The 23,889-nt window shown below is 70.8% G+C and carries 23 protein-coding genes and 3 tRNA genes; 8 read left to right on the top strand and 18 right to left on the bottom strand.

Annotation, left to right across the window (positions count from 1 at the left end; translation table 11 throughout):
• Nucleotides 1–87 precede the first annotated feature (87 nt).
• The 8 genes from H4N58_RS07180 to H4N58_RS07145 form a co-directional block, all read right to left on the bottom strand.
• The gene (locus H4N58_RS07180; protein WP_167251933.1) at nucleotides 88–1,239 is read right to left on the bottom strand and encodes a Nif3-like dinuclear metal center hexameric protein; all 1,152 of its coding nucleotides are present in this window, start codon (nucleotides 1,237–1,239) and stop codon (nucleotides 88–90) included.
• A gap of 10 nt (nucleotides 1,240–1,249) precedes the next feature.
• Nucleotides 1,250–2,773 carry a hypothetical protein gene (locus tag H4N58_RS07175; protein WP_167008078.1) on the bottom strand — a complete coding sequence of 508 codons (1,524 nt, stop codon included), beginning with the start codon at nucleotides 2,771–2,773 and terminating at the stop codon, nucleotides 1,250–1,252.
• Nucleotides 2,774–2,817: 44 nt separating this feature from the next.
• Nucleotides 2,818–3,210, bottom strand: a complete 393-nt coding sequence (locus tag H4N58_RS07170) for a zinc-binding dehydrogenase (RefSeq protein ID WP_208322505.1) — start codon at nucleotides 3,208–3,210, stop codon at nucleotides 2,818–2,820.
• Between the two features lie 40 nt (nucleotides 3,211–3,250).
• Nucleotides 3,251–3,430 (bottom strand): hypothetical protein, encoded by a 180-nt coding sequence (locus H4N58_RS07165; RefSeq protein ID WP_208322504.1) that lies wholly within the window; start codon nucleotides 3,428–3,430, stop codon nucleotides 3,251–3,253.
• 118 nt (nucleotides 3,431–3,548) lie between these two features.
• Nucleotides 3,549–3,623 (bottom strand) — tRNA-Val (locus H4N58_RS07160).
• A 150-nt stretch (nucleotides 3,624–3,773) separates the two neighbouring features.
• Entirely contained in the window at nucleotides 3,774–4,235 is a 462-nt protein-coding gene (locus H4N58_RS07155; RefSeq protein ID WP_167008072.1) for a peroxiredoxin, read from the bottom strand.
• A gap of 21 nt (nucleotides 4,236–4,256) precedes the next feature.
• Nucleotides 4,257–5,876, bottom strand: a complete 1,620-nt coding sequence (locus H4N58_RS07150; RefSeq protein WP_167251934.1) for an AMP-binding protein — start codon at nucleotides 5,874–5,876, stop codon at nucleotides 4,257–4,259.
• Between the two features lie 118 nt (nucleotides 5,877–5,994).
• Nucleotides 5,995–6,414, bottom strand: a complete 420-nt coding sequence (locus tag H4N58_RS07145; RefSeq protein WP_167008065.1) for a DUF3052 domain-containing protein — start codon at nucleotides 6,412–6,414, stop codon at nucleotides 5,995–5,997.
• Between the two features lie 294 nt (nucleotides 6,415–6,708).
• Between H4N58_RS07145 and aceE the strand changes: the two genes are divergently transcribed.
• On the top strand, nucleotides 6,709–9,471 hold the full coding sequence (gene aceE / locus H4N58_RS07140; RefSeq protein ID WP_167008062.1) for a pyruvate dehydrogenase (acetyl-transferring), homodimeric type: 2,763 nt from the start codon (nucleotides 6,709–6,711) through the stop codon (nucleotides 9,469–9,471).
• A gap of 81 nt (nucleotides 9,472–9,552) precedes the next feature.
• Entirely contained in the window at nucleotides 9,553–10,728 is a 1,176-nt protein-coding gene (locus H4N58_RS07135; RefSeq protein ID WP_167008059.1) for a phosphatase PAP2 family protein, read from the top strand.
• Nucleotides 10,729–10,734: 6 nt separating this feature from the next.
• Here H4N58_RS07135 and H4N58_RS07130 read toward each other — a convergent pair whose 3' ends face one another.
• Complete coding sequence (locus tag H4N58_RS07130) at nucleotides 10,735–11,718, bottom strand: alpha/beta fold hydrolase (protein WP_167008056.1); 984 nt, start codon at nucleotides 11,716–11,718, stop codon at nucleotides 10,735–10,737.
• 77 nt (nucleotides 11,719–11,795) lie between these two features.
• Between H4N58_RS07130 and H4N58_RS07125 the strand changes: the two genes are divergently transcribed.
• From H4N58_RS07125 to H4N58_RS07115, 3 genes are all read left to right on the top strand, one after another.
• On the top strand, nucleotides 11,796–12,986 hold the full coding sequence (locus H4N58_RS07125; protein ID WP_243843102.1) for a CdaR family transcriptional regulator: 1,191 nt from the start codon (nucleotides 11,796–11,798) through the stop codon (nucleotides 12,984–12,986).
• 384 nt (nucleotides 12,987–13,370) lie between these two features.
• Nucleotides 13,371–13,622, top strand: a complete 252-nt coding sequence (locus H4N58_RS07120) for an acyl carrier protein (RefSeq protein WP_167008053.1) — start codon at nucleotides 13,371–13,373, stop codon at nucleotides 13,620–13,622.
• Nucleotides 13,623–13,717: 95 nt separating this feature from the next.
• Nucleotides 13,718–14,254, top strand: coding sequence for a hypothetical protein (locus tag H4N58_RS07115; protein ID WP_167008050.1), 537 nt, complete (start codon nucleotides 13,718–13,720; stop codon nucleotides 14,252–14,254).
• A gap of 11 nt (nucleotides 14,255–14,265) precedes the next feature.
• Here H4N58_RS07115 and H4N58_RS07110 read toward each other — a convergent pair whose 3' ends face one another.
• Nucleotides 14,266–14,766 carry a DUF3145 domain-containing protein gene (locus tag H4N58_RS07110; RefSeq protein WP_167008047.1) on the bottom strand — a complete coding sequence of 167 codons (501 nt, stop codon included), beginning with the start codon at nucleotides 14,764–14,766 and terminating at the stop codon, nucleotides 14,266–14,268.
• A gap of 201 nt (nucleotides 14,767–14,967) precedes the next feature.
• On the opposite strand from H4N58_RS07110, the gene H4N58_RS07105 reads away from it, so the two are divergent.
• A complete protein-coding gene (locus H4N58_RS07105) occupies nucleotides 14,968–15,636 on the top strand; it encodes an NAD(P)H-binding protein (RefSeq protein ID WP_167008045.1) in 669 nt (222 codons plus the stop codon).
• A gap of 9 nt (nucleotides 15,637–15,645) precedes the next feature.
• On the opposite strand, the gene H4N58_RS07100 is transcribed toward H4N58_RS07105, so the two are convergent.
• Both H4N58_RS07100 and H4N58_RS07095 read right to left on the bottom strand, forming a co-directional pair.
• Nucleotides 15,646–15,921: a hypothetical protein gene (locus H4N58_RS07100; protein ID WP_167008042.1), complete on the bottom strand. Its 276-nt coding sequence runs from the start codon at nucleotides 15,919–15,921 to the stop codon at nucleotides 15,646–15,648.
• A 21-nt stretch (nucleotides 15,922–15,942) separates the two neighbouring features.
• Nucleotides 15,943–16,020, bottom strand: a tRNA-Ile gene (locus H4N58_RS07095).
• Nucleotides 16,021–16,092: 72 nt separating this feature from the next.
• Here H4N58_RS07095 and H4N58_RS07090 point away from each other — a divergent pair.
• Complete coding sequence (locus H4N58_RS07090; protein ID WP_167008039.1) at nucleotides 16,093–16,845, top strand: PIG-L deacetylase family protein; 753 nt, start codon at nucleotides 16,093–16,095, stop codon at nucleotides 16,843–16,845.
• 78 nt (nucleotides 16,846–16,923) lie between these two features.
• Here the strand turns inward: H4N58_RS07090 and H4N58_RS07085 are convergent.
• The 5 genes from H4N58_RS07085 to H4N58_RS07065 all read right to left on the bottom strand — a co-directional run bounded on the left by H4N58_RS07085 (nucleotide 16,924) and on the right by H4N58_RS07065 (nucleotide 21,890).
• Nucleotides 16,924–16,996 (bottom strand) — tRNA-Asn (locus H4N58_RS07085).
• 63 nt (nucleotides 16,997–17,059) lie between these two features.
• Nucleotides 17,060–17,608 (bottom strand): hypothetical protein, encoded by a 549-nt coding sequence (locus tag H4N58_RS07080; protein ID WP_167008037.1) that lies wholly within the window; start codon nucleotides 17,606–17,608, stop codon nucleotides 17,060–17,062.
• A 17-nt stretch (nucleotides 17,609–17,625) separates the two neighbouring features.
• Nucleotides 17,626–18,510 (bottom strand): sigma-70 family RNA polymerase sigma factor, encoded by an 885-nt coding sequence (locus H4N58_RS07075; RefSeq protein WP_167251935.1) that lies wholly within the window; start codon nucleotides 18,508–18,510, stop codon nucleotides 17,626–17,628.
• Nucleotides 18,511–18,625: 115 nt separating this feature from the next.
• Nucleotides 18,626–20,557, bottom strand: a complete 1,932-nt coding sequence (gene dnaG, locus H4N58_RS07070; protein WP_167251936.1) for a DNA primase — start codon at nucleotides 20,555–20,557, stop codon at nucleotides 18,626–18,628.
• A 55-nt stretch (nucleotides 20,558–20,612) separates the two neighbouring features.
• Nucleotides 20,613–21,890, bottom strand: coding sequence for a deoxyguanosinetriphosphate triphosphohydrolase (locus H4N58_RS07065; RefSeq protein ID WP_167008028.1), 1,278 nt, complete (start codon nucleotides 21,888–21,890; stop codon nucleotides 20,613–20,615).
• A 137-nt stretch (nucleotides 21,891–22,027) separates the two neighbouring features.
• Here H4N58_RS07065 and H4N58_RS07060 point away from each other — a divergent pair, with 137 nt between their 5' ends.
• Nucleotides 22,028–23,005: an alpha/beta hydrolase gene (locus H4N58_RS07060; protein WP_167008025.1), complete on the top strand. Its 978-nt coding sequence runs from the start codon at nucleotides 22,028–22,030 to the stop codon at nucleotides 23,003–23,005.
• Between the two features lie 25 nt (nucleotides 23,006–23,030).
• On the opposite strand, the gene mutM is transcribed toward H4N58_RS07060, so the two are convergent.
• Nucleotides 23,031–23,882 (bottom strand): bifunctional DNA-formamidopyrimidine glycosylase/DNA-(apurinic or apyrimidinic site) lyase, encoded by an 852-nt coding sequence (gene mutM / locus H4N58_RS07055; RefSeq protein ID WP_167008022.1) that lies wholly within the window; start codon nucleotides 23,880–23,882, stop codon nucleotides 23,031–23,033.
• Between the last annotated feature and the right edge of the window lie 7 nt (nucleotides 23,883–23,889).

Raw genomic sequence — 23,889 nt, 5'->3', positions numbered from 1 at the left:
AAATTCCGTGCCGCTGGACATGACCGGGAACTCCACCGTATTACCTCGCCCAGGCGTGGTCGACAGAGTCCGAGCGAGTCACCCCGCTCACCCCGACCAGGCCAGGTGCGACGTCCACGGATCCGTGACGAGGGTGGAGACCTGGACCTGCACCGTACTCCCTCGCGCCGCGAGCCAGACGCGCAGCCGGTGGGCGAGGACGGGGAGCCACGTCCACTCCGCCGCCCAGTGCGGGACGTCGACCACGGCCGGTGCGCCCGGCTGCTCGCGCAGCTCGGAGACCGGATGGTGCCGCAGGTCGGAGGTGACGTACACGTCGGCTCCCGCAGCGCGCGCCCGTTCGAGCAGGAAGTCGCCCGACCCTCCGCACACGGCGACGCGTCGTACGAGGGAGTCGGCGTCGCCCGCGATCCGGGCGACGCCGTGGTTCGTCGGCAGTGCCGCCACGACCTGCGCGGCGAAGTCGGCCAACCTCATCGGCTCCTCGAGCACCCCGATCCGGCCGCTGCCGCGCGTGGTGTCGGGCACGTCGGCGATCGCGGTGACCGTGTACGCGACCTCCTCGTACGGATGCGCGGCCCGCACTGCGGCGAGGACGGCCCCGCGCAGCCTGCGGGCGGCGACGACCTCGATGCGCCGCTCCGCGACGTGCTCGACCGCGCCGGTCGTCCCGATCGCCGGGTCGGCCGTGTCACCGGGACGGAACGAGCCCGTGCCGTCGCTCACGAACTGGCACCGGTCGTACGCACCGACCTCCCCTGCGCCAGCGTCGTGCATCGCGCCGGCCACCGCGTCGGCGGCGTCGAGCGGCGCGTACACGACCCAGGCGTCGAGCGGGTCGACCGGATCGGCGTCGAGCGGGACGAGCTCGCTCACCCCGAGGGCGAGCGCGAGCGACTCCGAGACGCCGAGAACGGGCGAGTCGGCATTGGTGTGGCAGGTGTGCAGCGTGATCCCGTGCCGGACGAGGTCCTGCACGACGCGGCCCTTGGGCGTCGTCGCTGCGACACTGTGCACGCCCTTCAGGAGGAGCGGGTGGTGCGTGACGACGAGGTCAGCCTCCGACGCGACGGCCTCGTCGACGACGGCTTGGACAGGGTCGACCGCGAGCAGGACACGGCGCAGCGGCGCCTCGGGGTCGCCGACCGAGGTGCCGACGGCGTCCCACGAGTCCGCGTGACCCGGCGGGTACCACGAGTCGAGGAGGTCGATGAGGTCCCGTACACGCAGCTCGTTCACGTCCGCCACCCTACGACGGAGAGGTCGTCCGCCCGTACAGGTCGGGGCACCATGACGACGGCCCCAGCTCGCGCCGCACGTCGTTGCGCAGGAACACCCGGTGCCCGCACACGTCCGCTACCTGGTGGTAGTGCTCCGCGACCGCCGCCACGAACTCCTCGGTCTCGATCCCCCACCAGGTGAACGAGCCCATCTCGACGAGCCACACAGGGCGGTCGGGGGCGTCGAGCAGCGCCGTCAGCAGCTCCAGGTCGGGGTCGCGGACCCGGAGGGGGAGACTCCACGAGTACGGGTACGGGGCGCTCAGCCCGGCGACGCGCAGCACCTGCGGCGACCCGTACGCCACGAAGCCGGTGTCGCCCGGTTCGGCACTCGCGGCGATCCACTCCCCGACCGCGGTCCCGCTCGACGGGCGCTCGGTGATCGCCACGGGGGTCTGCCAGAGGACACCGACGAGCGTGGACGCGAGCGCCAGCACGACCGCGACCCGCGTGACGCGGAGCAGGCCCGCCCTGACCGCGAGGGCGGCGCCGAGCGCCAGCGGCATCGCGAGCTGCAACGCGTAGTGGCGCCACCACGAGCCACCTCCGGCGATCCCGATCACCGAGTACGCCAGCGCGGCCGCCGTCGCGAGCGCGACCGGGCTGCGGCGACGCCTCCACACCGCCCGCACGGTGAGTGCGGCCAGCAGTGCGGCGCCGGTGACGAGCAGTGTCAGCCCGAACGTGCGCATCCGTCGTTCTGGAGCCACGGTGCTCGACTCGATGATCACCCCCACCGCCCGCTCCCGGAACCCGTACAGCGCATCCCACAGTGCACCGATCCCGGGTCCCTCCGAAGCAGCCCAGACCGCGGCGAGGAGGATCGGGACCGCGGCCCCGAGCAGCAGCCCTCCGATCAGCCGCCATGCGCGGCGGCCGCCGATCAGCCACAGGACTCCGGCGAAGACGAACCCGTCGACGTAGTTCTGCTTCATCAGCACGCCGCACGCAGCCGCGACTCCGGCGGCCGCTGCGACCGCCCCTGCCCGGCGCCTCGTGGCGGGCCGGGCGACGAGGGTGGTGGCCGCCAGCGCGAGCGCCACGCTCAGCGTCACGAACGCCACCGCGGGCAGCGCCGTCGTCAGGCGTGGACCGCTGAACACCGGGGTCGAGGTGAGCGCTGCCATCACCGCCGCTGCCGCGACTGCGCCGCGCGCCCCCGCGATCGCCCGCCCCGCGTACCAGGCGGCGGCGACCGCGACGAGCGCGAGCGCGAGCGCGACGAGCCGCAGCGCCACGCGGTCACCGAGCACACCCGAGGCCGCGTCGGCGAGCCGGAACACCACGAGCAGCCCGGGCGGCCGGTCGACCCACTGGTTGCCGTACAGCTCTCCCCCCGTGGTGCCCCACTGGTCCGCGACCAGGAGGAACCCGCCCTCGTCGGACGAGAGCGGCGCCCACAGGAACGGCAGCCGCAGTAGCGTCGTGACGGCGAGCACCGCGAGGAGGACGCTGCGCGACCCCGACTCGAGCCAGCGCACGACACGACGCACCGTCGACCACGTCGGCGGTGCGTGCGCGCTCGGAGCCTGCGAGATCAGTACTGGATCACCATCCGGCCGTCGATCTTCCCCTGCTCCATCTCGTCGAAGATGTCGTTGATGTCGCCGAACTCCCGAGTCGGGAAGTCGAGGGCCTCGACCATGTCCTGCCGGGTCCCCACGATCGATCCGCGCAGCGTGAGGCCTTTGAGGACGACGTCGAAGATCGGCGTCGGGAAGTCCCCCAGCGGGAGCCCGACGTACGAGATGGTCCCGCCGCGCTTCGCGAACCCGATCGACTGCCCGAACGCCGACGGGCTGACGGCGGTGGCGCCGGCGCACAGCACAGGGGCGACCTCACCCGGGCCCGGCTGGGGAATCTCCCACTTCGTGATCGAGAGCGGCGCAGCGAAGTCGGTGACAGTCGCGGCGCGCATCGCCTCAGCCATGAGTTCCCCCGGACGGCAGTCGTGGATCTGCGCTTCGACTCTAACCTCGGGCACGTCCACGCGCAGACCCGGTCCGCGCATGGCCGAGCACGTCGCCGCCGTCGAAGGTCAGCCACTCCGGCAGTGCGGCCCGGTTCTCCTCGCTCGGGTCCTCCCAGAAGCGACGGGGCGCGTGCCATGCCGCGTTCAGCCCCTCCTCGTGCGTGTTCCCGTTCTGCACCGAAGTCGGTCACGTACAGCACGTACCGATGCACTCCGAGGTCCCCGATCGTGGTCACGGTGCCTGGTCTTCGCCACGTGCTTCGCAGGGCCCCTCCCTGTCTTACGGGTCGCCCCGCTGGTGGGCGCAGAGGGGATCGAACCCCCGACCGCCTCGTTGTAAGCGAGGTGCTCTACCGCTGAGCTATGCGCCCGTCTCGCGCGCGTCCTGCCGCGCGGCGCCTCACCCTACCCGATCGCTTCGACGAGGGGCTGGGGAGGACAGAGGCGTGGCCGCTGGCGTCTCGGGTCACCAGCGGCCACGCGTTGTCAAGTCTTGCACAGAACAGGGTCTGTGCGGGAGGTCATGCAGAGATTTCCTGGAGCGCACCGAGGTACGTCTTCAGGTCGCGCGCGTCCGGCAGACCGTTCTCGATCTTCCAGCGCACGACGCCACTCTCATCGACCAGGAAGCTGCCTCGCAGCGCGCACCCGCGGGCCTCGTCGAACACCCCGTACGACTGGGCGACCTCGCCGTGCGGCCAGAAGTCACTGAGCAGGGAGAACGACAGCCCGTCCTTCTCGGCGAAGGCCCGCAGCGCGAACATCGGGTCGCACGAGATCGCGAGCACCTCGGCGCCGAGGTCGTTGAACGCGGCCAGGTTGTCGCGCAGCTCGCACAGCTCGCCGGTGCAGATGCCGCTGAAGGCGAACGGATAGAACACGAGGAGCGTCTTCTTGCCACGCAGCGCGGACAGCGACACCTCCTCGCCGTGCTGGTTCTTGAGGGTGAAGTCCGGGGCCTCGGAACCGATCTCGATCGTCATGGAGGGGATCACTCGCTCTCGTCAGTCGTCAGTCGGTGTCAGGTGGCGCTTGAGCACCTTGCCGGTCGCGTTGCGCGGCAGCTCGTCAACGAAGCGTACTTCCCGTGGAACCTTGTATCGCGCGAGGTGCTCACGAACGTGGGTCTTGAGCTCGCCCTCGCTCACGTGGACGTCCGCGCGCAGCGCCACCCACGCGACGAGGCGGTGTCCGAACTCGGCGTCCTCCACCCCGACAGCGGCCGCCTCGAGCACCGCAGGGTGACGCGCGAGGGTGTCCTCGACCTCCTGCGGATAGACGTTCTCGCCGCCGGAGACGATCATGTCGTCGTCGCGCCCCTCGACGAACAGCAACCCGTCGCGGATCGTGCCGACGTCGCCGGTCGACATCCGGCCGTCGATGACGTCTTTGGTGCTGCCGTTGGTGTACCCCTCGAACGGAAGCCCGTTCTGGACGAAGATGCGCCCACCCCGGCCGGACGACGCGCGCCCGGCGTCGTCGTACAGCGCGACCACCGTGCCGATCGGCGGTGCACCGGCAGTGCCCGGGTGCGCCCGCATCTGCGCAGGCGTCGCGATGGTCGCCCAGGCGCACTCGGTGGAGCCGTACGTGTTGTAGAGCGTGTCGCCGTACTGGTCCATCCACGCCGTCGCAAGGTCGCCCGGCAGCGCCGACCCGCTCGCGGCGACGACGCGCACGGAGCTCAGGTCGTACGAGTCGAGCTCGGCCTGCGGGAGCGCCAGCGCGCGTTGGAGCATGACCGGGATGACGACGGCCGCGTCGCAGCGCTGCTTGTCGAGCGTACGGAGGAAGTCGCGGGGGTCGAAGCGCCGACGGAGCACGAGCGTGGACCCCAGCAGCATCGCGAGGTTGAGGTGTCCCCAGCCCCAGGTGTGGAACAGCGGAGCGGCGATGTGCACGCTCCGGCGAGCCTCGAGCGGGATGCGGGACAACAGCGCGGCGCCCGCGCTCAACGACCCCGACCCGCGACTCGCGCCCTTCGGCGTGCCCGTGGTCCCCGACGTCAGGATGACGGAGTGACCCTCGCGACCGGGCGGCTCGAGGTCCGCGCCGTCGTGCCCCGCAGCGAGCGCGGCGACCGTGTCGTGGCCAGAGGTGTCGGTCCAGGCGAGCAGCCGGCGCACGTCCCCGGGTGCTCCCGCCACGACGTCGGCGAACTCCTCGTCGTGGACAACGACGACCGGCTTCTCGCGTCCGAGCAGCTCGGCGGTCTGAGGGCCTGAGAACGCGGTGTTGAGATAGAGGACGTCGGCGCCGAGCCGACCGGCGGCGACCGCGGTGATGACGAACCACCGGTGGTTGCGCGCCATCACCGCCACGGCGTCGCCCTCGCCGACGCCGAGCCCTGCGAACCCGCGCGCCAACGCGTTGGCCTGCCGGTGCAGCTCATCGAACGTGAGCGATCCTCGCTCGTCGTGGATGGCGATGCCGTGCGGGTCCCGCACGGCGAGCGACGCGTAGCCCCCCGCGAGACCGGTGCCCCACCTCGTCAGCGCAAGGCCGAGCCGGGCGAGCGTCCGCGGCCCGTACGGGCGCACGATGCCCGTCCGCGCCAACGTCGCCACGCTGCGAAGGGCGACGTCGGCTCTGTTGCGGCCGGGGCCACGCAGCACATTCGTCATGGGGGCACCTCACGATGTCGGCGGAATGCGTGCTCGAAAGTGTAACCGGCGGTTACATATAACGGAAAACGTCATCTCCGCGAAGCCCGGCAGCCCAGACTCCGTCCCCTGCGTCGCGTCAGCGTTTGTGCGTCGAGAGCTTGGTCGCGGCCCAGTCCGAGCCGGCCGGATTGGTCGTCGTCGTCGACAGCCCAGCGATCGGTGCCGCCTCGGCGATGTCGGCGCCGTCGACGTAACCGGATCGCCCGACCTTCGGCGTGAGCAGCCAGACCGTGCCGCCCTCGACCAGATCCTGCAGCGAGTCCATCAGGGCGTCTGCGAGGTCACCGTCGTCGGCGCGCCACCACAGGACCACACCGTCGACGACCTCCCCGTAGTCGCCGTCCACCATCTCGCTGCCGATGCGATCCTCGATCGACTCTCGGAGGGCGTCGTCGACGTCCTCGTCCCATCCGAGCTCCTGGACGACCATGTCCGGCTTGAAGCCAAGACGATCTCCGTGCCCCGGACGGTCCGCGTCCTGCGCGGTGGCGCTCACCCGTGCCTCCTCAATACGTGTTTGCCCAGGCCCACTCGTGCCTAGGCGCCACACACTAGCGGCTCTGCCGACTTCGGGGGGAAGGAGCGCGCAGGTCCGCCTGCCACGGGGCCGTCACGGCACGCACCGCAGCCGGGGAGGGGGCGGCTACTCGCGGGTATTAGGGCGCGGTGGAAGGATGGACGTCGGACGGCCGGGGACCTACCGGTACCCGCCGAACGCCGCTGCTGCGCACACCCGGTGCAGCCGCGATCTGTGCGAGATCAGCGCACTTGTACGAGAGAAGGAAACGAAGTGGCCCAGTCACCCGAGCGGCCCCCCGTCATCCACGAGGGTCTCCCGTCTCAGCTCCCCGACATCGACCCGGACGAGACCACCGAATGGCTCGACTCGTTCGACGAGATGGTCGACGAACGCGGCCGTGGACGGGCCCGATACGTGATGCTTCGCCTGCTGGAGCGGGCTCGCGAGAAGCAGGTTGGCGTCCCCGCGCTGACGAGCACCGACTACATCAACTCGATCCCGCCCGAGCGTGAGCCGTGGTTCCCCGGGGACGAGGACGTCGAGCGGCGCATCCGCGCCTACATCCGCTGGAACGCCGCCGCCATGGTGTCGCGCGCGAACCGCCCCGGCCTCGGTGTCGGCGGCCACATCGCGACGTACCAGTCGGCCGCAAGCCTGTACGAGGTGGGCTTCAACCACTTCTTCCGCGGCAAGGACCACCCCGGCGGCGGCGACCAGGTGTTCATCCAGGGACACGCCTCCCCCGGCATCTACGCCCGCGCCTACCTCGAGGGCCGGCTCACCGCCGAGCAGCTCGACCGCTTCCGCCAGGAGGTCAGCCACGGCCCGGGCAACGGACTGTCGTCGTACCCCCACCCGCGGCTCATGCCGGACTTCTGGGAGTTCCCGACCGTCTCCATGGGGCTGGCCGCGCTCAACTCGATCTATCAGGCGCGCTTCAACCGCTACCTCCAGAACCGCGGCATCAAGGACACCAGCGAGCAGCGCGTCTGGGCGTTCCTCGGCGACGGCGAGATGGGCGAGCCCGAGTCGCTCGGCGCGATCGGCCTGGCCGCGCGCGAGGAGCTCGACAACCTCACGTTCGTCATCAACTGCAACCTGCAGCAGCTCGACGGCCCGGTGCGGGGCAACGGCAAGATCATCCAGGAGCTGGAGTCGACGTTCCGCGGCGCCGGCTGGAACGTCATCAAGGTGATCTGGGGACGCGAGTGGGACGAGCTTCTCGCCCGCGACGTCGACGGGGTCCTCGTCAACCAGATGAACCGCACGCCCGACGGCCAGTACCAGACGTACTCGATCGAGGACGGCTCGTACACGCGCGACCACTTCTTCGGCGCCGACCCGCGCCTGCTCAAGATGGTCGAGCACCTGACGGACGACCAGATCTCCAAGCTGCCGCGCGGCGGTCACGACTACCGCAAGGTCTACTCGGCGTTCGAGGCCGCGATGAACCACACCGGCCAGCCGACGGTGATCCTGGCCCAGACCATCAAGGGCTGGACGATCGACGCACTGGAGGGCCGCAACGCGACCCACCAGATGAAGAAGCTCACCAAGGCCGACCTCAAGCGCTTCCGTGACCGGCTCTACCTGCCGATCAGCGACGCCGAGATCGACGAGGCCGAGATCGCGCCGTTCTACCACCCCGGCGAGGACTCCGACGAGATCCAGTACATGCGCGAGCGCCGCCGCCAGCTCGGCGGGTCGCTGCCCAAGCGTGTGGTCCGCTCGACGCCGCTCGAGCTGCCCGGCGACGACATGTACGCCGAGCTGCGCGGCGGCTCCGGCAACCAGGCGATCGCGACGACGATGGCGTTCGTCCGCCTGCTGCGCAACCTCATGCGCGACAAGAAGATCGGCTCGCGGATCGTGCCCATCGCGCCGGACGAGTTCCGGACGTTCGGCATGGACTCGATGTTCCCCACGGCGAAGGTCTACAACCCGCACGGTCAGTCGTACGAGTCCGTCGACCGGAAGATCCTCCTCGCCTACAAGGAGTCGACCGCCGGTCAGCTCCTCCACGAGGGCATCAGCGAGGCAGGCGCGGTCGCCTCGATGACCGCTGCGGGCTCGGCGTACGCGACCCACGGCGAGCCGATGATCCCGGTCTACATCTTCTACTCGATGTTCGGCTTCCAGCGCACCGGCGACTCCCTGTGGGCGATGGCCGACCAGATGTCCAAGGGCTTCCTCGTCGGCGCGACCGCCGGTCGTACGACCCTGACCGGTGAGGGCCTGCAGCACGCCGACGGCCACTCGCCGCTGCTGGCGCGCACCAACCCCGCCGCGATCCACTACGACCCGGCGTTCGGCTTCGAGATCAGCCGCATCGTCCAGGACGGCATGCGGCGGATGTACGGCAGCACTGAGGAGAACCCGCACGGCGAGGACGTGTTCTACTACCTCACCGTCTACAACGAGCCCGTCGTCCAGCCCGCCGAGCCGGAGGACCTCGACGTGGAGGCGCTGCTCAAGGGCATGTACCGCTATCGCGAGGCTCCGCAGCGCGAGGGCGACGCCCCCCGGGCGCAGATCCTCGCGTCGGGCGTCGCGGTCCCGTGGGCGCTCGAGGCGCAGCAGATCCTCGCCGACGAGTACGGCGTCCGCGCCGACGTGTGGTCGGTGACGTCGTGGAACGAGCTCGCACGTGAGGCCGACGCCGCTGAGCGTGCCTCGTTCAACGCGCCGGGCGAGGAGCCCGTCCAGCCGTACGTGACGCGCGCGCTCGCCGGCACGCACGGCCCGGTGCTGGCGGTGACCGACTACATGCGCGCGGTGCCCGACCAGATCTCGCGGTGGGTCCCGCACGCCTGGACGTCGCTCGGTGCGGACGGCTTCGGATTCGCCGACACACGGGCCGCAGCACGCCGCTTCTTCCAGATCGACAGCGCGTCGATCGTCGTGGGTGTGCTCGAGGCCCTCGCCGCTCAGGGCGAGGTGAAGCCGGAGACGGCCGCCGAGGCGTACGCGCGGTTCCAGCTCGACGACCCCACCGCAGTCGCAGGAGTGCCCCAGGAAGGCGCTGACGCCTGACGACGGCACGTCACGAGGGGTGAGCGCACGGTGGACTGAAGGGTCACCGGGCGTTCACCCCTCGTCCTCTAGAATGTCGTCATGGATCCCCGTGACGACACGACGTTCGATGCTGCCACGAGCGGGTCCGTGAGTGCTCCGGCACCCGCGACGGCCACGGTGGAGCAGGAGGCGTCGAAGGCCGAACGACGGACCCCGACGTGGCTGCGCGTCCTGCGCTGGCCCTACACCTTCCTCGTGGCGTTCTCGATCGTCGTCGGCGTCTTCACGATCTGGGCGTCCTACTACCTCGATCTCCCGATGCGCGACCCCGAGGGTTTCCTCGGTCCCGCGTACGTCCGTCTTCCGGCGCTCGGGTTCCTCTTCATCGGTGGCGGGCTCGCCGTGCAGGCGTTCCTCCAGAAGCGCACCTTCCGCGGCCTGTGGTCGCGCGCCGTCACGATCGTGCGCACGGAGTGGAGCTGGTCGCGCCTCGTCCACGCCGCGCTCGGTCTCATCGCCTTCTACGTCTCGTACGTGAGCTACCGCAACCTCAAGAGCTTCCTGCCGATCGTGCGCGACGAGGTGCTGTACGACGCCGACCTGATGCAGCTCGACCGGTGGCTGTTCTTCGGCCACTACCCCGCGCTGGTCCTGCACGCCGTGCTCGGGACCGGCTTCATCGCGCTGATCCTGTCGACGATCTACGTCTCGTACCTCATGCTCACGCCGGTGTCGCTGGCGGCGTTGCTCGTCCTCAACAAGGATCTCTCGCTCGGCGCCTGGTACGCGACGGCGCTGAGCCTCAACTGGATCCTCGGCGTCGCGAGCTACTACCTGATCCCGACGCTGGGGCCGATCTTCGCCAACCAGTCCTTGTTCTCCGACCTGCCCGGCGACAGTGGCGTGGCAGCGCTGCAACAGTCGCTGGCACACGCCCGCTACGACGTGCTGAGCAGCCCGTGGGACACCGAGAAGATCCACGGCATCGCCGGCTTCGCCTCGCTCCACGTCTCCGTGGTCCTCACCGCCTGCCTCTTCTTCCAGATCATCGGCCTCAACAAGTGGCTCCTGCGGACGCTGTGGGTCTACTTCACCGGCACCGTCCTCGCGACGATCTACTTCGGCTGGCACTACGTGCTCGACGACATCGGCGGCGTCATCATCGCCGTCCTCTCGATCGCGATCGGTGCCGCGGTGACGGGCAACTGGGGCTACCGCAAGAAGCGCAAGGCCGCCGAGGCGGCCAAGGCGGACGCCGCCTCCAGCGTGGCCTGACCTGGGTCAGCCCGCGTCGGCCGTGAGGTCGACGACAGCGGCCGCTGCCTCGACCGAGTCGGCACCCTCGGCGCGGGCGCCGCTGCGAAGGATCGCTCGCCAGCGCTGCGGGCGGTAGGTCGCCGCAGGCTGCTCGTCGACGAACGCGGTCAGCACGTCGACGAAGAGATCAGGCTCGTCCTTGTGCGGGAAGTGGCCGCTGTCGGGGAAGAGCCGGACCACCGTGTGCGGTCCGCGGCGCTGCGCGACGAGCGCGTGGCGGGCTGGGATCACCGCGTCCTTCTCGCCCCACACGAGGCATAGCGGGATCACCTCGGCGAGGTAGGCGCGATCGGTCATCGTGATCCGTTGCCCCCGCCAGTCGACGACATGGCTGGTCGCTGCGCGGACCGCGGCACGGTTGCCCGGGTCGCACAGCGCGGAGTAGACGCCGGCCACCTCGTCGAGGTCGCGGGTGTACGGGAGCCCCGAGCGCGACAGAGCGCGCAGCCCCGCACGGACGGGACCGCGCAGCGGTGGCACGGTGAGCGCTCTGAGGCCGAGACCTGCACCGGGGACCGTGAGCAGGCGGATCAGCGGCGTCACGTCCGCTCCGAGGCCGCCGGGGGCGACGAGGCAGATGCGCTCGGTGCGCTCGGGGTACTGGTAGGCGAACTGCATCGCCACACCACCCCCGAAGCTGTGCCCGACGATGGTGACCCGCTCGATCTCGAGGTACGCGAGGAGGTCGCGCATTGCGTTGGCGTAACCGCCGAGCGAGTAGTCGCCGCGAGGCTTGTCGGACTCGCCGTGCCCAAGGAAGTCCGGGGCGATCACCCGGAACCGGTCCGCGAGGCGCCCCATCACGGGGAGCCACGTCGTCGAGTCGCACCCGAGGCCGTGCAGCAGGAGGAGCGCGGGCCCCTGCCCCGCCATCCGGTACGCCCGCCGGTGGCCGTGGAGCGAGACGAACCGCGTCCGGAGGGGGCCGGACTCGTCGGGCTCGCTCATCCGTCGCCGCTCCTCGTTCGTAGAAATTCGGCTCAGGATATCGGCTGGATGGCCCTGCTGCACCTACCCTGTTGCGTGTGAGCGAGGCGACGCACGAGCGGTACGCGCAGGTGTTGGACAAGGCCTCTGGCGACCTCACGACCGCGGCGATCGCGACGATGGAGCGCGATCTCGACTGGTTCCACGAGCTCGATGCCGAGCACCGGTCGTGGATCTCGCTGATCGCGCACGCAGGGATCGCGCAGTGCGCGGAGTGGATGCGTACGGGCGCTGCGCCGGTGGACGTCACGGCCACGGTCTTCGGCGCTGCCCCCCGCGGCCTCACGCGCCACGTCACCTTGCACCAGACGGTCGCGATGGTGCGCACGACGATCGAGGTAATCGAGCAGCACGCGACCCACCTCTTCGGCCCTGAGGACGTGGACGACGTGCGCCGAGAGCTGTCCTCGTACGCGCGGGAGGTCGCGTTCGCGACCGCCGACGTCTATGCGCGCGCGGCGGAGTCGCGTGGCCAGTGGGACGCCCGGATGGAGGCGCTCGTCGTGGACGCCGTCGTACGGGGCGAGCCCGAGGAGGTCATCCGCTCACGTGCCGCGGCCCTCGGCTGGGAGACGGACGGCACTGTCGTGGTGCTCGTCGGTGCTGCGCCACCGGCGCCGACGTCCGGCGAAGGCGGCGTCGTGGACGACGTGCGACGGCGCGCACGCGCCGCTGAGCTGTCCACACTGACCTCCGTACAGCTCGAGCGTCTCGTCGTGCTGCTCGGCGGCGTCAGCGACCTCCACGCCGCGGGCGCGGCGGTCGTCGACGCGTTCGGGTCGGGTGCGGTGGTCATCGGCCCGGGCGTCGACCACATCGCCCAGGCGCACCGGTCGGCACGTGCGGCGCTCGCGGGCCTACGCGCGGCGACGGGGTGGGTGGCCGCCCCACGGCCCGTCCTCGCCGACGACCTGTTGGTCGAACGCTCTCTCGCCGGCGACGGGCACGCGCGGCGCGCTCTGGTCGACGGGGTCCACACGCGGCTGAGCGAGTCCGATCCGACGCTTCACACGACGCTCTCGACCTTCTTGGAGACGGGAGCCTCGGTCGAGGCGGCGGCCCGACGGTTGTTCGTCCATCCGAACACGGTGCGCTATCGGTTGAGGAAGGTGCGCGAGGTGACGGGGCTCGAGCCGCTCGACCCACGCGGCGCCTACACGCTGCGCGTAGGACTGACCTTGGGCGGGCTCCTGATGTCGCCCGGGGAGCAGCGACGTCCGCCGTTGTAGGAACCCCACAACCGACCGTGAGTATTTTGTGCCAAGTCCCCTTCGTGATTCCGGGGCCGTCACAGGCAGTCTTGGTGACGTGCTCGTGATTCGTCGTCGTGACCACGGTTGAGGATCTACTCCCCCGCCACTAGGCCGGGGTTCCGACCTACGCGGCTCGGAGCGGACCCAATCCGAGGTTTCGTCGGAGGAGTGCGCGGCGGCCGCACAGCGGCCTCAACGGGGGCCGGCACCGCCAGGCGGTGACGGGCTGCGCAACGAGCACGGCCTCGCAGGGGCGTTCGGGGGTCGCCCTTGCGACGCCGCCGGCCGCGTCCAGGTGGACGCGGCCGGCGGCGCATGGTCGGCCTTTGTACCGTCTCTCGTCCACCTGAGGACTTCCCCATGCACACGCCAGCGTCGTCCGTCGTCGAGGAGCTCACCGCGATCGTCGACCAGATCGCACCCGGCCGAGCGCCCGGCGTGCTGAGCCTGTCGTCGTCGTTCGTCGACGATCTCCGGATGGGCCCGTTGTCGCTCGGCGCGCTCTCCCTCGGGATCGAGGAGCGCTTCGACGTCCGCGTTCCCGTGGCCGCGTTGTCGGGGACGGTGGGGGATGTGGTGGCTCACGTCGAGCGAGAGCTCGCATCGGGCTGAGAGCGAGAGCTCGCATCGGGCTGACCCACGCCCCCTGTGTCCGGGCTTCGGTCGTTTGTCATGATGGAGGCCGATCAGCGAGGAGGGGCACCTTGATGGATCTGAGCAGCGACTCCGCCGACGGAGCGCGCAACCGCCTCGTGCTCAAGATCGTGCTCGGTCTCGTGGGCGCCGGGATCGCGATGGGACTGATCTTCGGGTTCGCCGGGGCATCGGCGATCCGCGCACTCGGCTTCAAGGCTGAGCCGACTCCCTCGGCCCCGGCCGCGAGCGAGGAGACGGACGAGCCGGAGGAACCGACGGAGACCACGCCCGCCCCGACGACACCACCGCCGACGACGTCCTCGCCGAAGCCGAAGGATCCCCGGTTCGAGGCATCGAGCGACGCGGTCGGTCCGGGTGAGCGCATCGAGTTCACCGGCCGCGCCCCCGAGCTGGGTGCCGGGTCGACGCTGCAGGTCCAGCGCCGTGAGGGTCAGGACGGCGAGTGGGGAGACTTCCCCGTCACCGCAACGACCCGCAAGGGCGGGACGTTCTCAACGTGGATCGTGACGAGCCGGACGGGCTCGTGGGAGTTCCGTGTCGTCGGTGACGGCTTCACCTCGCCGAGCGCGCGCGTCGAGATCGGCTGACGCCGACCGTCTCATCCGACCTGGTGGAGCCACCGTACGGGCGCGCCGTCGCCGGCGTGGCGGAACGCCTCGAGCTCGTCGTCCCAAGGCCGGCCGAGGAGCGTGTCGAGCTCGGCTTCGAGGTCGACCTCGCCGGCTGCGGCACGGGCCATCGCGGCCTTGATCCGCTCCTCGTGCACCATCACGTCGCCATGGCTGCCGATGACCGCGTGGAACACCCCGAGCGACGGCGTCGAGGAGTAGCGAGCACCCTCGGTCTGGGCTGTCGGCTCCTCGGTCGACTCGAAGCGCAGGCGCTCCCATCCGCGCAGTGCGGAGGTCAGGGTCGCGGCAGTGCCCGCCGGGCCCTGCCAGGAGAGCTCGCAGCGATAGGCGCCCGGCTCAGCGGGCTGCGGAGACCACTGCAGTGCCGCGGGCGCGCCAAATACGCCGGCGACGGCCCACTCGACGTGCGGGCAGAGCGCCGACGGTGCTGAGTGGACGTACAGGACGCCCAGGGTGGCGTTGCTCATCAGTGCCTCCTGGTTCGAGATCCGCCTTCCCCAACGTCCTCGGACCGAAGCACTGCGCCCTATTGTGCCGCATCCTGGGGTTCGGCACCACGGTCGCCTGTGTACGGGGTTGTCGTGGCAGGATGAACGGGAGCGACGGGCCCGCCTTCTCGGGGGCTCAGATGCTCACGACAAGACGCCCGTACGACGGGAGGGACGTGCATGAAGGTCGCCATCGCGGGGGGCCACGGCAAGATCGCGCTGCTGCTGACCCGCAAGCTCGCCGACGCCGGTCACGAGGTCGTCGGCCTCATCAGGAAGCCCGAGCACGCCGACGACGTCACGGCCGCGGGCGGCTCGCCCGTGCTCGTCGACCTTGAGAGCGCGAGCGCGACCCAGGTCGCCGACGCGCTCGGCGGCGCCGATGCCGCCGTCTTCGCCGCCGGCGCAGGGTCGGGATCGGGCGTGGAGCGCAAGTGGACGGTCGACCGCGACGGGGCCGTCCTCCTGGCCGCGGCGGCGCAGCTCGTCGGGGCGTACCGGTTCGTCGTGGTCTCGTCCATGGGCGCGGGCCAGGGCGACGCGAGCTCCGACGACGTGTTCCAGGTCTATCTCGCAGCCAAGGGCGAGGCCGACGACGCGGTGCGGGCGAGTGCGCTCGACTGGACGATCGTGCGCCCGGGCGGCCTCACGGACGATCCGGGGACAGGGAGGGTCACGGTCGGCGACTCCGTCGGGCGCGGCTCGATCCCCCGCGCCGACGTCGCGGAGGTGATCGCCGTGGCTCTCGAGACACCGTCGACCGTACGAACGACCTTCGAGGTGGTGGGCGGCGACGTGCCGGTCGCCGAGGCGCTGGCATCGCTGTCGCCGGGGCCGCTCGCCGGTTGACCGGCAGGCTCAGGCGCGGATCGTCGCGAGCGCCGAGACGACGTACTCGCGAGGTCGCGACTTTCCGGTGAATGCGGCCTTCACCCCGCCCTCGTCGTCGCCGGCGGTGATGACCGTGACGTCGTGGCTCACGGAGAGGATCTCGTTCGCGGACTCCTGGGACGCGAGGTCCTGAAGCCGCTGCGCCACCTCGGCCATCGCCGTCGCGATGCTCGACGAGGGTGACGACACGGCGTACAGGAGCGAGGACCCCGCCCGCTCGAACGGGTCCTGCGGCATCGTCATCCTGGTTCCTCCCGACGGGCGTGGTGGGGCGGGTGGGGCTCGAACCCACGACCTGACGGATTATGAGTCCGCTGCTCTGACCAGCTGAGCTACCGCCCCTCGCGGAGCACAGCCTAGTGGCCGGCGCCCAGGCAGGCGGCAGGGCGGCCGCATCCGACCTACGATCGCAAGATGACCGACGAGCAGCGCGGAAGTCCCGCAGCCCTCCAGCCGCTCGACGAGGACTGGGAGACCGCCCTCGCCGTCGTGGCTCATCCCGACGACATGGAGTTCGGAGCCGCTGCAGCCGTCGCCCGGTGGACGGCACAGGGCAAGCGCGTCATCTACTGCATGGTGACCAGCGGCGAGGCCGGTATCGACGGGATGGAGCCCGAGGTCACCCGCACGGTGCGGACGGCCGAGCAGATCGAGTCCGCGCGGATCGTCGGTGTCGACACCGTGGAGTTCCTCGGGCTGCCCGACGGGATCGTCGAGTACGGGGTCCCGCTGCGCCGGGTGATCGCCCGGCAGGTGCGGGTGCACCGACCCGACATCGTCATCACGGGCAACTTCCACCCAACCTTCCCGAACGGGTTCCTCAACCAGGCCGACCACATCGCCGTCGGCCGGGCGACCGTCGACGCGGTCCGCGACGCCGGCAACCGGTGGGTCTTCCACGAGGCGGGTGTCGAGCCCTGGGGCGGCGTTCGCGCCGTCTGGGTCGCGGGCTCCCCCGACGCCCGGCACGGCGTCGACATCTCCGCCACCTTCGACGCGGGCGTGGCGTCGCTGCGTGCCCACAAGGCGTACCTCGACGGGCTCGGGTGGGTCGACTTCGACCCGGCCGCGTTCCTCGGGTCGATGGCCGAGCCGGCGGGCACCGCGATGGGCGTGCGTTATGCGACGTCGTTCGAAGTCCTCCCGCTGGCCCTCCCGGAGGACTGAGGCACTCGCAGAGGGGCACCAGCACATGCAAAACGGTCCGGCCTGCGGATCTCTCCGCTGGCCGGACCGTTTCTCTTGCTCCCCCGACTGGACTCGAACCAGTAACCTGCCGGTTAACAGCCGGCTGCTCTGCCAATTGAGCTACAGGGGAATGCTCTCGAGCGACCGCTAGCCTAGCAAGCGTTGTCCCTGGACCCCAAACCGGGGTCCCGTCTCATGGGCGCTCCTCCTCGGCGCCGCCGAGGCCCGCATCGCCGCGCAGGCCGAGGTCGTCCTGGACGGACGCGAGTGCCCGAGCGGTCGCCTCCCTGACGTGTGGATCGTCGGACGAGAGGCCTTGGTCGAGCACGTACGAGAAGGTCAGCGGCCCGCGACGCGTCGGTGAGCGCCGGGCAACGACGGTCACCGTGTCACGGGCCCCCTCCACTGTCTCGCGCGCACTCGCGACGATGCTCGCGTCCACCCGCTCGCGTGCGAGCTCGACGAGCCGACCAGGCCCGTCGAACGCCACGACCTCGCGGTGGATCGCGTCGCTGCCGCCCCACTGGACGGTCACGGTGGATGCCTCGGCATCCCACGACAGCGACTCCACCTGCTCCCAGGGCACGCGCAGGTGGTCGGTATCGGCCGCGAGGTGGAGGGCGGCATCGGTGCCCACGTGCCAGTGCTCGGCAACGTCCTGCTGCGCCGCGAGGACCCGCTCGGAGTGCTCGGCCTCGATCGCTCGCCGGATCTGCTTCGGAATCTTGCGCGCCGTCGCCATGCAGCCATCTTGGTCCATCACGGCGCCACCATCGCGACCGCCGGGTGGTCTCTGAGGGTCTGGAGCGCTCGCTGCTCCTGAGCGCGCACGACGTCGAGACCGCAGTCGAGCTCGAGCGCGACCGCGCGGAGGGAACGCGCTCCCCCGCCGTCGATCCCGAAGCGACGCTCCACGACCTCGCGCTCGACCTCGGGAAGCACCGCGAGCGCCTCTCTGATGGCCCAGCACACCCGGGGGTCGAGGGCCTCGCCGCGAGCTGCGACCACGTCGCTCTCGAGCGCGTCGAGGGACACGGGCACGGTGTCGGCAGCGAGCAGCCTCTCGACCCGGTCTTCGGGGATCCCGACCCGCTCGGCGACCGCCCCCGCCGACGGCGCACGGCCGGACTCGCGGTGCAGCGTCTCGGCGACCTCCCGGCACGCGACCACCTGGAGCTCGGCCTTGGGAGGGAGCCGCACCACGCGCCGGGACCCCGCCGCATCGGCGATGTGTCGTTTCACCCACGGCGCGGCGTAGGTCGAGAAGCGGAACCCCCGAGAGGGGTCGAACCCCTCGACCGCCCGGATCAGACCGACGACCCCCTCCTGGACCAGGTCGGCGAACGGCACGCCGCACTCGTCGAGCCGCCGCGCGAACGAGACCACGAGGCGGACGTTGGCGAGGACAAGGTGGGTGCGTGCCCGTGCTCCCTGCGCGACGACCTCCGCCAGGGCCTCCCGCGCGCCGTCCGCGACCTCAGCGGACAGCAGACGCTCACGGGCCGCGCGCCCCGCGGCGTACGTCTCGGCGAGCGCCACCTCCTCTTGTGCGCTCAGCAACGGGACGGCGGTGAGTGCGTGGGCGTACGCGGACGGCGAGGGCGCGGTGGACAGGGGCGAGAAGGTCGGGCCGAGTGAGGTCATGGCGCCAGTCTGGGCAGTGGCACGACCCCTTCGGGGCCCCGCACGACGGCATCTGTGGACACCGCGGCACCTGCTGGAACCGGGGACGAACCGAGCAACCGAGAGGACCGCCGACTCAGAGCAGCGAGCCGCCGATGGCCTTCTCGCGGAGCTGGCGGCGTTGCTGCTCGAGTGCCACGAGGTCGCCGAACATGCGGTTGTACTCGGTGGCGGACTCGAGCGGGTTCGTCCGCTGGAGCTTGGACTTCACCGCCGCGATGTGGCGCAGCACTGTGAGCTCCTGCACACGCGCGACGAGCGCGTCGACGAGCACGGTGTCAGGTGCGCCGGTGGCGCGCAGCGGATCGAGCGACAGGTGTGCGAGCACCCGCTGCACGTCTGTGTCGTCGACGTGACCGCGGACGCGAGCCGCCCACGACTCGTCGGGCTTCGACGGGAAGCCCTCCGTGGCGGCGGCCGCCCAGACGGCGATCGCGTGCGGGTGCGTGAAGTCGTCGGTGTCGAGCCCGTCGGCGTGGGGCGTGATGAGGTGGGGGTGCTGGACGACCACCTTCAGAAGCTCGCGCTCGTCGGCGAAACGGGGCTCCCCGAAGCTCGGCACCGGCGCGCGCACGGGGCGCTCCTCGCCGGCAGGCTCCGTGGGCGCCGAGTGAGCGGACGGGGCGGCCGCCCCGTTCGTCCGGGTCGACGTCCGGGCGTTCGTCCGAGGCGCGGGGCGTTTCTTGACGTCCCCGAGCTCACGGCGCACCTCGTCGATCTCGATGCCGACCGTCGACGCGATCTCGCGGACGAACTGCTCGACCTTGCCTCGGTCGCGCACGGAGGAGACGAGAGCGACCGACGCACGCAGCGCGTCGACCCGCTGGTCGGCATGGTCGAGGTCGTAGCGTGCGACGACGTTGCGCAGCACGAAGCGGTACAGCGGGATCCGGGAGGCCACCAGCTCGCGCACGGCCGCGTCTCCCTGCTGCAGACGCAGGTCACAGGGGTCGAGACCGTCACCCTGCACCGCGACGTAGGTCTGGGCGACGAACTGCTCGTCACCATCGAACGCCCTCATCGCGGCCTTCTGGCCGGCCTCGTCGCCGTCGAAGGTGAAGATCACCTCGCCGCGCATCGCCTCGTGGTCGAGGAGCAGCCGCCGCAGGATCCGGCCGTGCTCGTCGCCGAACGCCGTCCCGCAGGTCGCGACCGCAGTGCCGACGCCCGCCTCATGGCATGCCATCACGTCGGTGTAGCCCTCGACGATGACCGCCTGGCTGGACTGCGAGATGGCCTTGCGGGCCAGGTCGACGCCATACAGGACCTGGCTCTTCTTGTAGAGCGGGGTCTCGGGGGTGTTGAGGTACTTCGCCTCGATGCGGTCGTCGTCGAACAACCGCCGCGCACCGAACCCGACGACATCACCCGACGCGTCGCGGATCGGCCAGATCAGCCGCCCGCGGAAGCGGTCGTACGCGCCTCGGCTGTTGCGCGCCACCAGCCCGGCAGTGACGAGGTCCTCCTCGTCGAAGCCGCGATCGCGCAGGTTGCGCAGGAGCGCCTCACCGTCGCGCGGGGCGAACCCGACACCGAAGCGCTCGGCCGTCTCCCGCCCGAAGCCGCGGTCGGCGAGGAACTGGCGCCCGGTGAGCGAGCCCTTGCCGCTCGCGAGCTGCTCGACGAAGAACTCCGCAGCCGCGGCGTTGGCCTTGACCAGCCGTCCACGCTGTGCGAAGTCGCGCTGCGGGCCAACCGGGCCGTCGACGTAGGTCAGTGTGATGCCGTACTTCGCCGCTAGCCGCTCGACCGCCTCGCTGAAGCCGATCTGGTCGATCTTCTGGAGGAACGTGAAGACATCCCCGCCCTCGCCGCAGCCGAAGCAGTAGTACATCCCGCGCGACGGGGTGACGTTGAACGACGGCGACTTCTCGTCGTGGAACGGGCAGAGCCCCTTGCGCGAGCCGCCACCGGCGTTGCGGAGCGTGACGTACTGCTCGACCACCTCGTCGATCCGCGCGCGTTCGCGCACTGCTGCGATGTCGTCCTCGCGGATCCGGCCTGCCACGCAGGTGAGTCTACGGTGCGGGCGGAAGGCCGTTACCTCCGTGCACCGTCCGGCGTCAGAGCAGGCGCCGTCCCCAGGCACGCGCGGAGTCGTCGGTGAGCGACGCGATCTGGTCGACGACCACCCGTAGCCGCGCTGGTTCTGAGTCGGCCTCGGCGAAATCGGCGGCGAACGGCGCGTCGAGGACCTCCGGCCCCTTGCCTGCCACCACCTCGACCAGCCCGCGCACCAGCTCGCGCTGCTCGGCGAGGAGGGTGACACGCGCGTCGGCACGCATCACGTAGTACGCCGCGACCGCCTTGAGGACCGCGATCTCGGTCCGGGTGTCGTCAGGGACGACCAGGTCTGCGGTGTAACGGACGAACGGGCGCTCGCCGAAGGCCTCACGCGTGGCGTCGCGCGCGGCTGCGACGAACCGGCCCACCAGCGCGCTCGTGAGCCCCTTGAGCGCCCCCAGCGAGCGCCGGCTGCCGTCGTACGGGCCGTGCGGCCAGAACGGCATCGAGGTCAACCTCGCGTACGCCGCATCCAGGGCGCCGTCGGTGGCGTCCGCGGCGTACCACTCGCGCACGGTCGCCCAGATCACCTCGCGGTCGTACGGGATGCGGGCGAGCTCGATGGTGCCGGAGACGACCGCGTCCTCGACGTCGTGGACGCAGTACGCGATGTCGTCGGCGAGGTCCATCACCTGCGCCTCGACGCACTGCCGTCGGCCGGGGGCGCCGTCGCGGACCCAGGAGAACACGGGCAGGTCGTCGTCGTACACGCCGAACTTGCGGATCACCCGGGGAGAGCCGTCACCATGGGCGCCCTCGGGGACCGGGGCGGCGTCCCGCGTCCACGGGTATTTCGTGCAGGCGTCGAGGGTGGCGCGGGTCAGGTTGAGCCCGACGCTGTGCCCGTCGACGTCGAAGGTCTTGGCCTCCAGGCGTGTGAGGATGCGCAGCGTCTGGGCGTTGCCCTCGAAGCCGCCGCACGACGCCGCGACGTCGTCGAGCGCCGTCTCGCCGTTGTGCCCGAACGGCGGGTGGCCGAGGTCGTGGGCGAGCGCCGCGGAGTCGACCACGTCCGGATCGCACCCCAACGAGCGACCGAGCTCGCGGGCGACCTGCGCAACCTCGAGCGAGTGGGTGAGGCGGTTGCGCACGAAGTCGTCCGTGCCTGGACCGACGACCTGCGTCTTGGCCGCGAGACGACGCAGCGCCGCCGAGTGGACGATGCGGGCGCGGTCGCGCTCGAACGGCGTCCGCTCGGCACGTTTGGGCGGCTCCGCGACGAGGCGCTCACGTGCCGACGCGTCGTACGGCTGGTCTGCGAGGTCGGGTGCGGTCACGAGCAGGAGCCTAGTCAACCCCCGCCATCGGTTGCGGCATATACGATATAACCCTAACCTTCGAAACGCCGTTCCAGCCGTAATCTCGGGAACGTCGGTCGGTGCCGTGCCACATCCATCACGCACCAGGAGAACCGTTGAGAAACTCGCCCAACCGGCGCACCGCGCGCCTGCTCGCCGCCCTCGCCGCCTCTGCCGGAGCCGTCGCAGCCCTCCTCGTCACCGCTGCGCCGCCAGCCTCGGCAGCCACCGCCTGCTCGGACTACTCGTCCAGCTCGAGCACCTGCGTCAGCTCCCCGATCACCATCGCTGGCACGTCGTACGATGCCGACTGGTATCTGCCGAACGGCACCGCCAGCGCGCTCATGCTCGTCGAGCACGGCTTCAGCCGCAGCTGCGACAACCTGCGCGGCACCAGCAAGGCCATCGCACAGAAGGGCGTGATGGTCGTCTGCCTCGACGAGGACATGACTGCTGGCAACCCCGCACTCGCGACGATCTTCGGCAACGCACTCGCCGACCGGACCGTCGTCCCGCCGAACAGCAAGCCCCTCCCGGTCAAGTACATCGTGGGCGGCCACTCCGCCGGCGGGCAGTTCGCCGCCCTCGTCGGACAGCAGCTGACCACCCGCGGCTACCCGAACCTCAAGGGCGCCATCATGTTCGACCCGGTCGCGGCCGAGGGCTTCACCGCCGCGGTCGAGGCTGTGTCCGCCAACGGTGCACGCCCGGTCCTGAGCATCGCCGCTCGCCCGAGCGTCATCAACCTCTTCAACAACTCGTACGGAGCGCTCACGGGGCTCGACAACCCCTTCGTGGGCATCCAGCTCGTCTGGTCCAAGTACGTCCTGGGCATCCCCACCGGTGGCAGCTGTCACATCGACAGCGAGGGTGAGGACACCGACGCCATCGGCATCGCTGGCGCCCTCTGCAACCCGAACTCCACGCAGACCGCCCGCCTGCGGGACTTCGCCTCCACGTGGGCGAAGGATCTCGCGACCGGCACCTACACCGCGTCGCACTACTGCACCAATGCCGACGCGATCTCCACCTGCGGCTCGGTCGTCAAGGACCTCGTCGACCGCACGTTCCCCGTGGCCGCACCGATCCGATGAGCTGACGTGAGCCCTGCTGCCAGCCTCACCACCGCCCGTTGCGAGGGCGAGGCTGGCAGCGGGGACACGTGAACGACGAGCGGTTCATAAAGGCGTCACGGCGGATCGGCGTCCCGCAGCGCGAGCACGGCTCCCCCGCCTGCCCGTACACCTCGAGGGAGCGCGAGAAGTAGCCGCTCTCCCCGTTCACCGCGACATAGAGCGCATCGAACGACGTCCCGCCCTGAGCGAGCGCCTCGACCATCACCTCGCGGGCACCGGCAAGCAGACGGTGGACCTCCGGCCGCCGCATCGTGTCGGTCGCGCGCGCATAGTGCAGGCGGGCCCGCCACAGCGCCTCGTCCGCGTAGATGTTGCCGACACCGGAGATCAGCGTCTGGTCGAGGAGCGCGCGCTTGATGCCCGTACGACGACGGCGCAGACGCTCGATGAGCTCCAGATCGTCGAACTCCGGGTCGAGCGGGTCGCGCGCGATGTGCGCGATCTCCGGCGGGAGCGTCGCTCCGTCCTCGCTGAGCGACAGCCCGCCGAACATCCGCTGGTCGACGAAGCGGAGCTGCATCCCGTCCTCGAGACCGAAGACCACTCGCAGGTGACGCTCCGCTGGCGCCTGCGGAGGCTGGACGAGGAACTGACCGCTCATCCCCAGGTGGGCGAGGACGGCGTCGCCGGAGTCCAGCGGCAGCCAGAGGTACTTGCCGCGACGCGACGCACCGGCGAACCGCTCCCCGGTGAGCCGCAGCGCGAAGTCCGCAGGCCCGGGGAGGTGGCGGCGTACGGGGCGCGGGTGCAGCACCTCGACACGATCGATCCGCCGCCCGGCGACGTGGTCGGCGAGACCACGGCGGACGACCTCGACCTCAGGCAGCTCAGGCACGGGCGCC

The sequence above is a fragment of the Mumia sp. ZJ1417 genome (assembly GCF_014127285.1).
In the GTDB taxonomy this organism is placed as follows: Bacteria; Actinomycetota; Actinomycetes; order Propionibacteriales; family Nocardioidaceae; genus Mumia.
The sequence above is the reverse complement of the archived record's forward strand: the minus strand, read 5'-3'. Positions and strand labels throughout refer to the sequence as shown.

Coding starts and splice junctions, on each gene's coding strand:
- H4N58_RS07170 (WP_208322505.1), bottom strand. CDS start 3,210: ATGGCTGAGGCGATGCGCGCCGCGACTGTCACCGACTTCGCTGCGCCG.
- H4N58_RS07155 (WP_167008072.1), bottom strand. CDS start 4,235: ATGACGATCGAGATCGGTTCCGAGGCCCCGGACTTCACCCTCAAGAAC.
- H4N58_RS07150 (WP_167251934.1), bottom strand. CDS start 5,876: ATGACGAATGTGCTGCGTGGCCCCGGCCGCAACAGAGCCGACGTCGCC.
- H4N58_RS07135 (WP_167008059.1), top strand. CDS start 9,553: ATGGATCCCCGTGACGACACGACGTTCGATGCTGCCACGAGCGGGTCC.
- H4N58_RS07130 (WP_167008056.1), bottom strand. CDS start 11,718: ATGAGCGAGCCCGACGAGTCCGGCCCCCTCCGGACGCGGTTCGTCTCG.
- H4N58_RS07120 (WP_167008053.1), top strand. CDS start 13,371: ATGCACACGCCAGCGTCGTCCGTCGTCGAGGAGCTCACCGCGATCGTC.
- H4N58_RS07115 (WP_167008050.1), top strand. CDS start 13,718: ATGGATCTGAGCAGCGACTCCGCCGACGGAGCGCGCAACCGCCTCGTG.
- H4N58_RS07110 (WP_167008047.1), bottom strand. CDS start 14,766: ATGAGCAACGCCACCCTGGGCGTCCTGTACGTCCACTCAGCACCGTCG.
- H4N58_RS07105 (WP_167008045.1), top strand. CDS start 14,968: ATGAAGGTCGCCATCGCGGGGGGCCACGGCAAGATCGCGCTGCTGCTG.
- H4N58_RS07100 (WP_167008042.1), bottom strand. CDS start 15,921: ATGACGATGCCGCAGGACCCGTTCGAGCGGGCGGGGTCCTCGCTCCTG.
- H4N58_RS07090 (WP_167008039.1), top strand. CDS start 16,093: ATGACCGACGAGCAGCGCGGAAGTCCCGCAGCCCTCCAGCCGCTCGAC.
- H4N58_RS07080 (WP_167008037.1), bottom strand. CDS start 17,608: ATGGCGACGGCGCGCAAGATTCCGAAGCAGATCCGGCGAGCGATCGAG.
- H4N58_RS07075 (WP_167251935.1), bottom strand. CDS start 18,510: ATGACCTCACTCGGCCCGACCTTCTCGCCCCTGTCCACCGCGCCCTCG.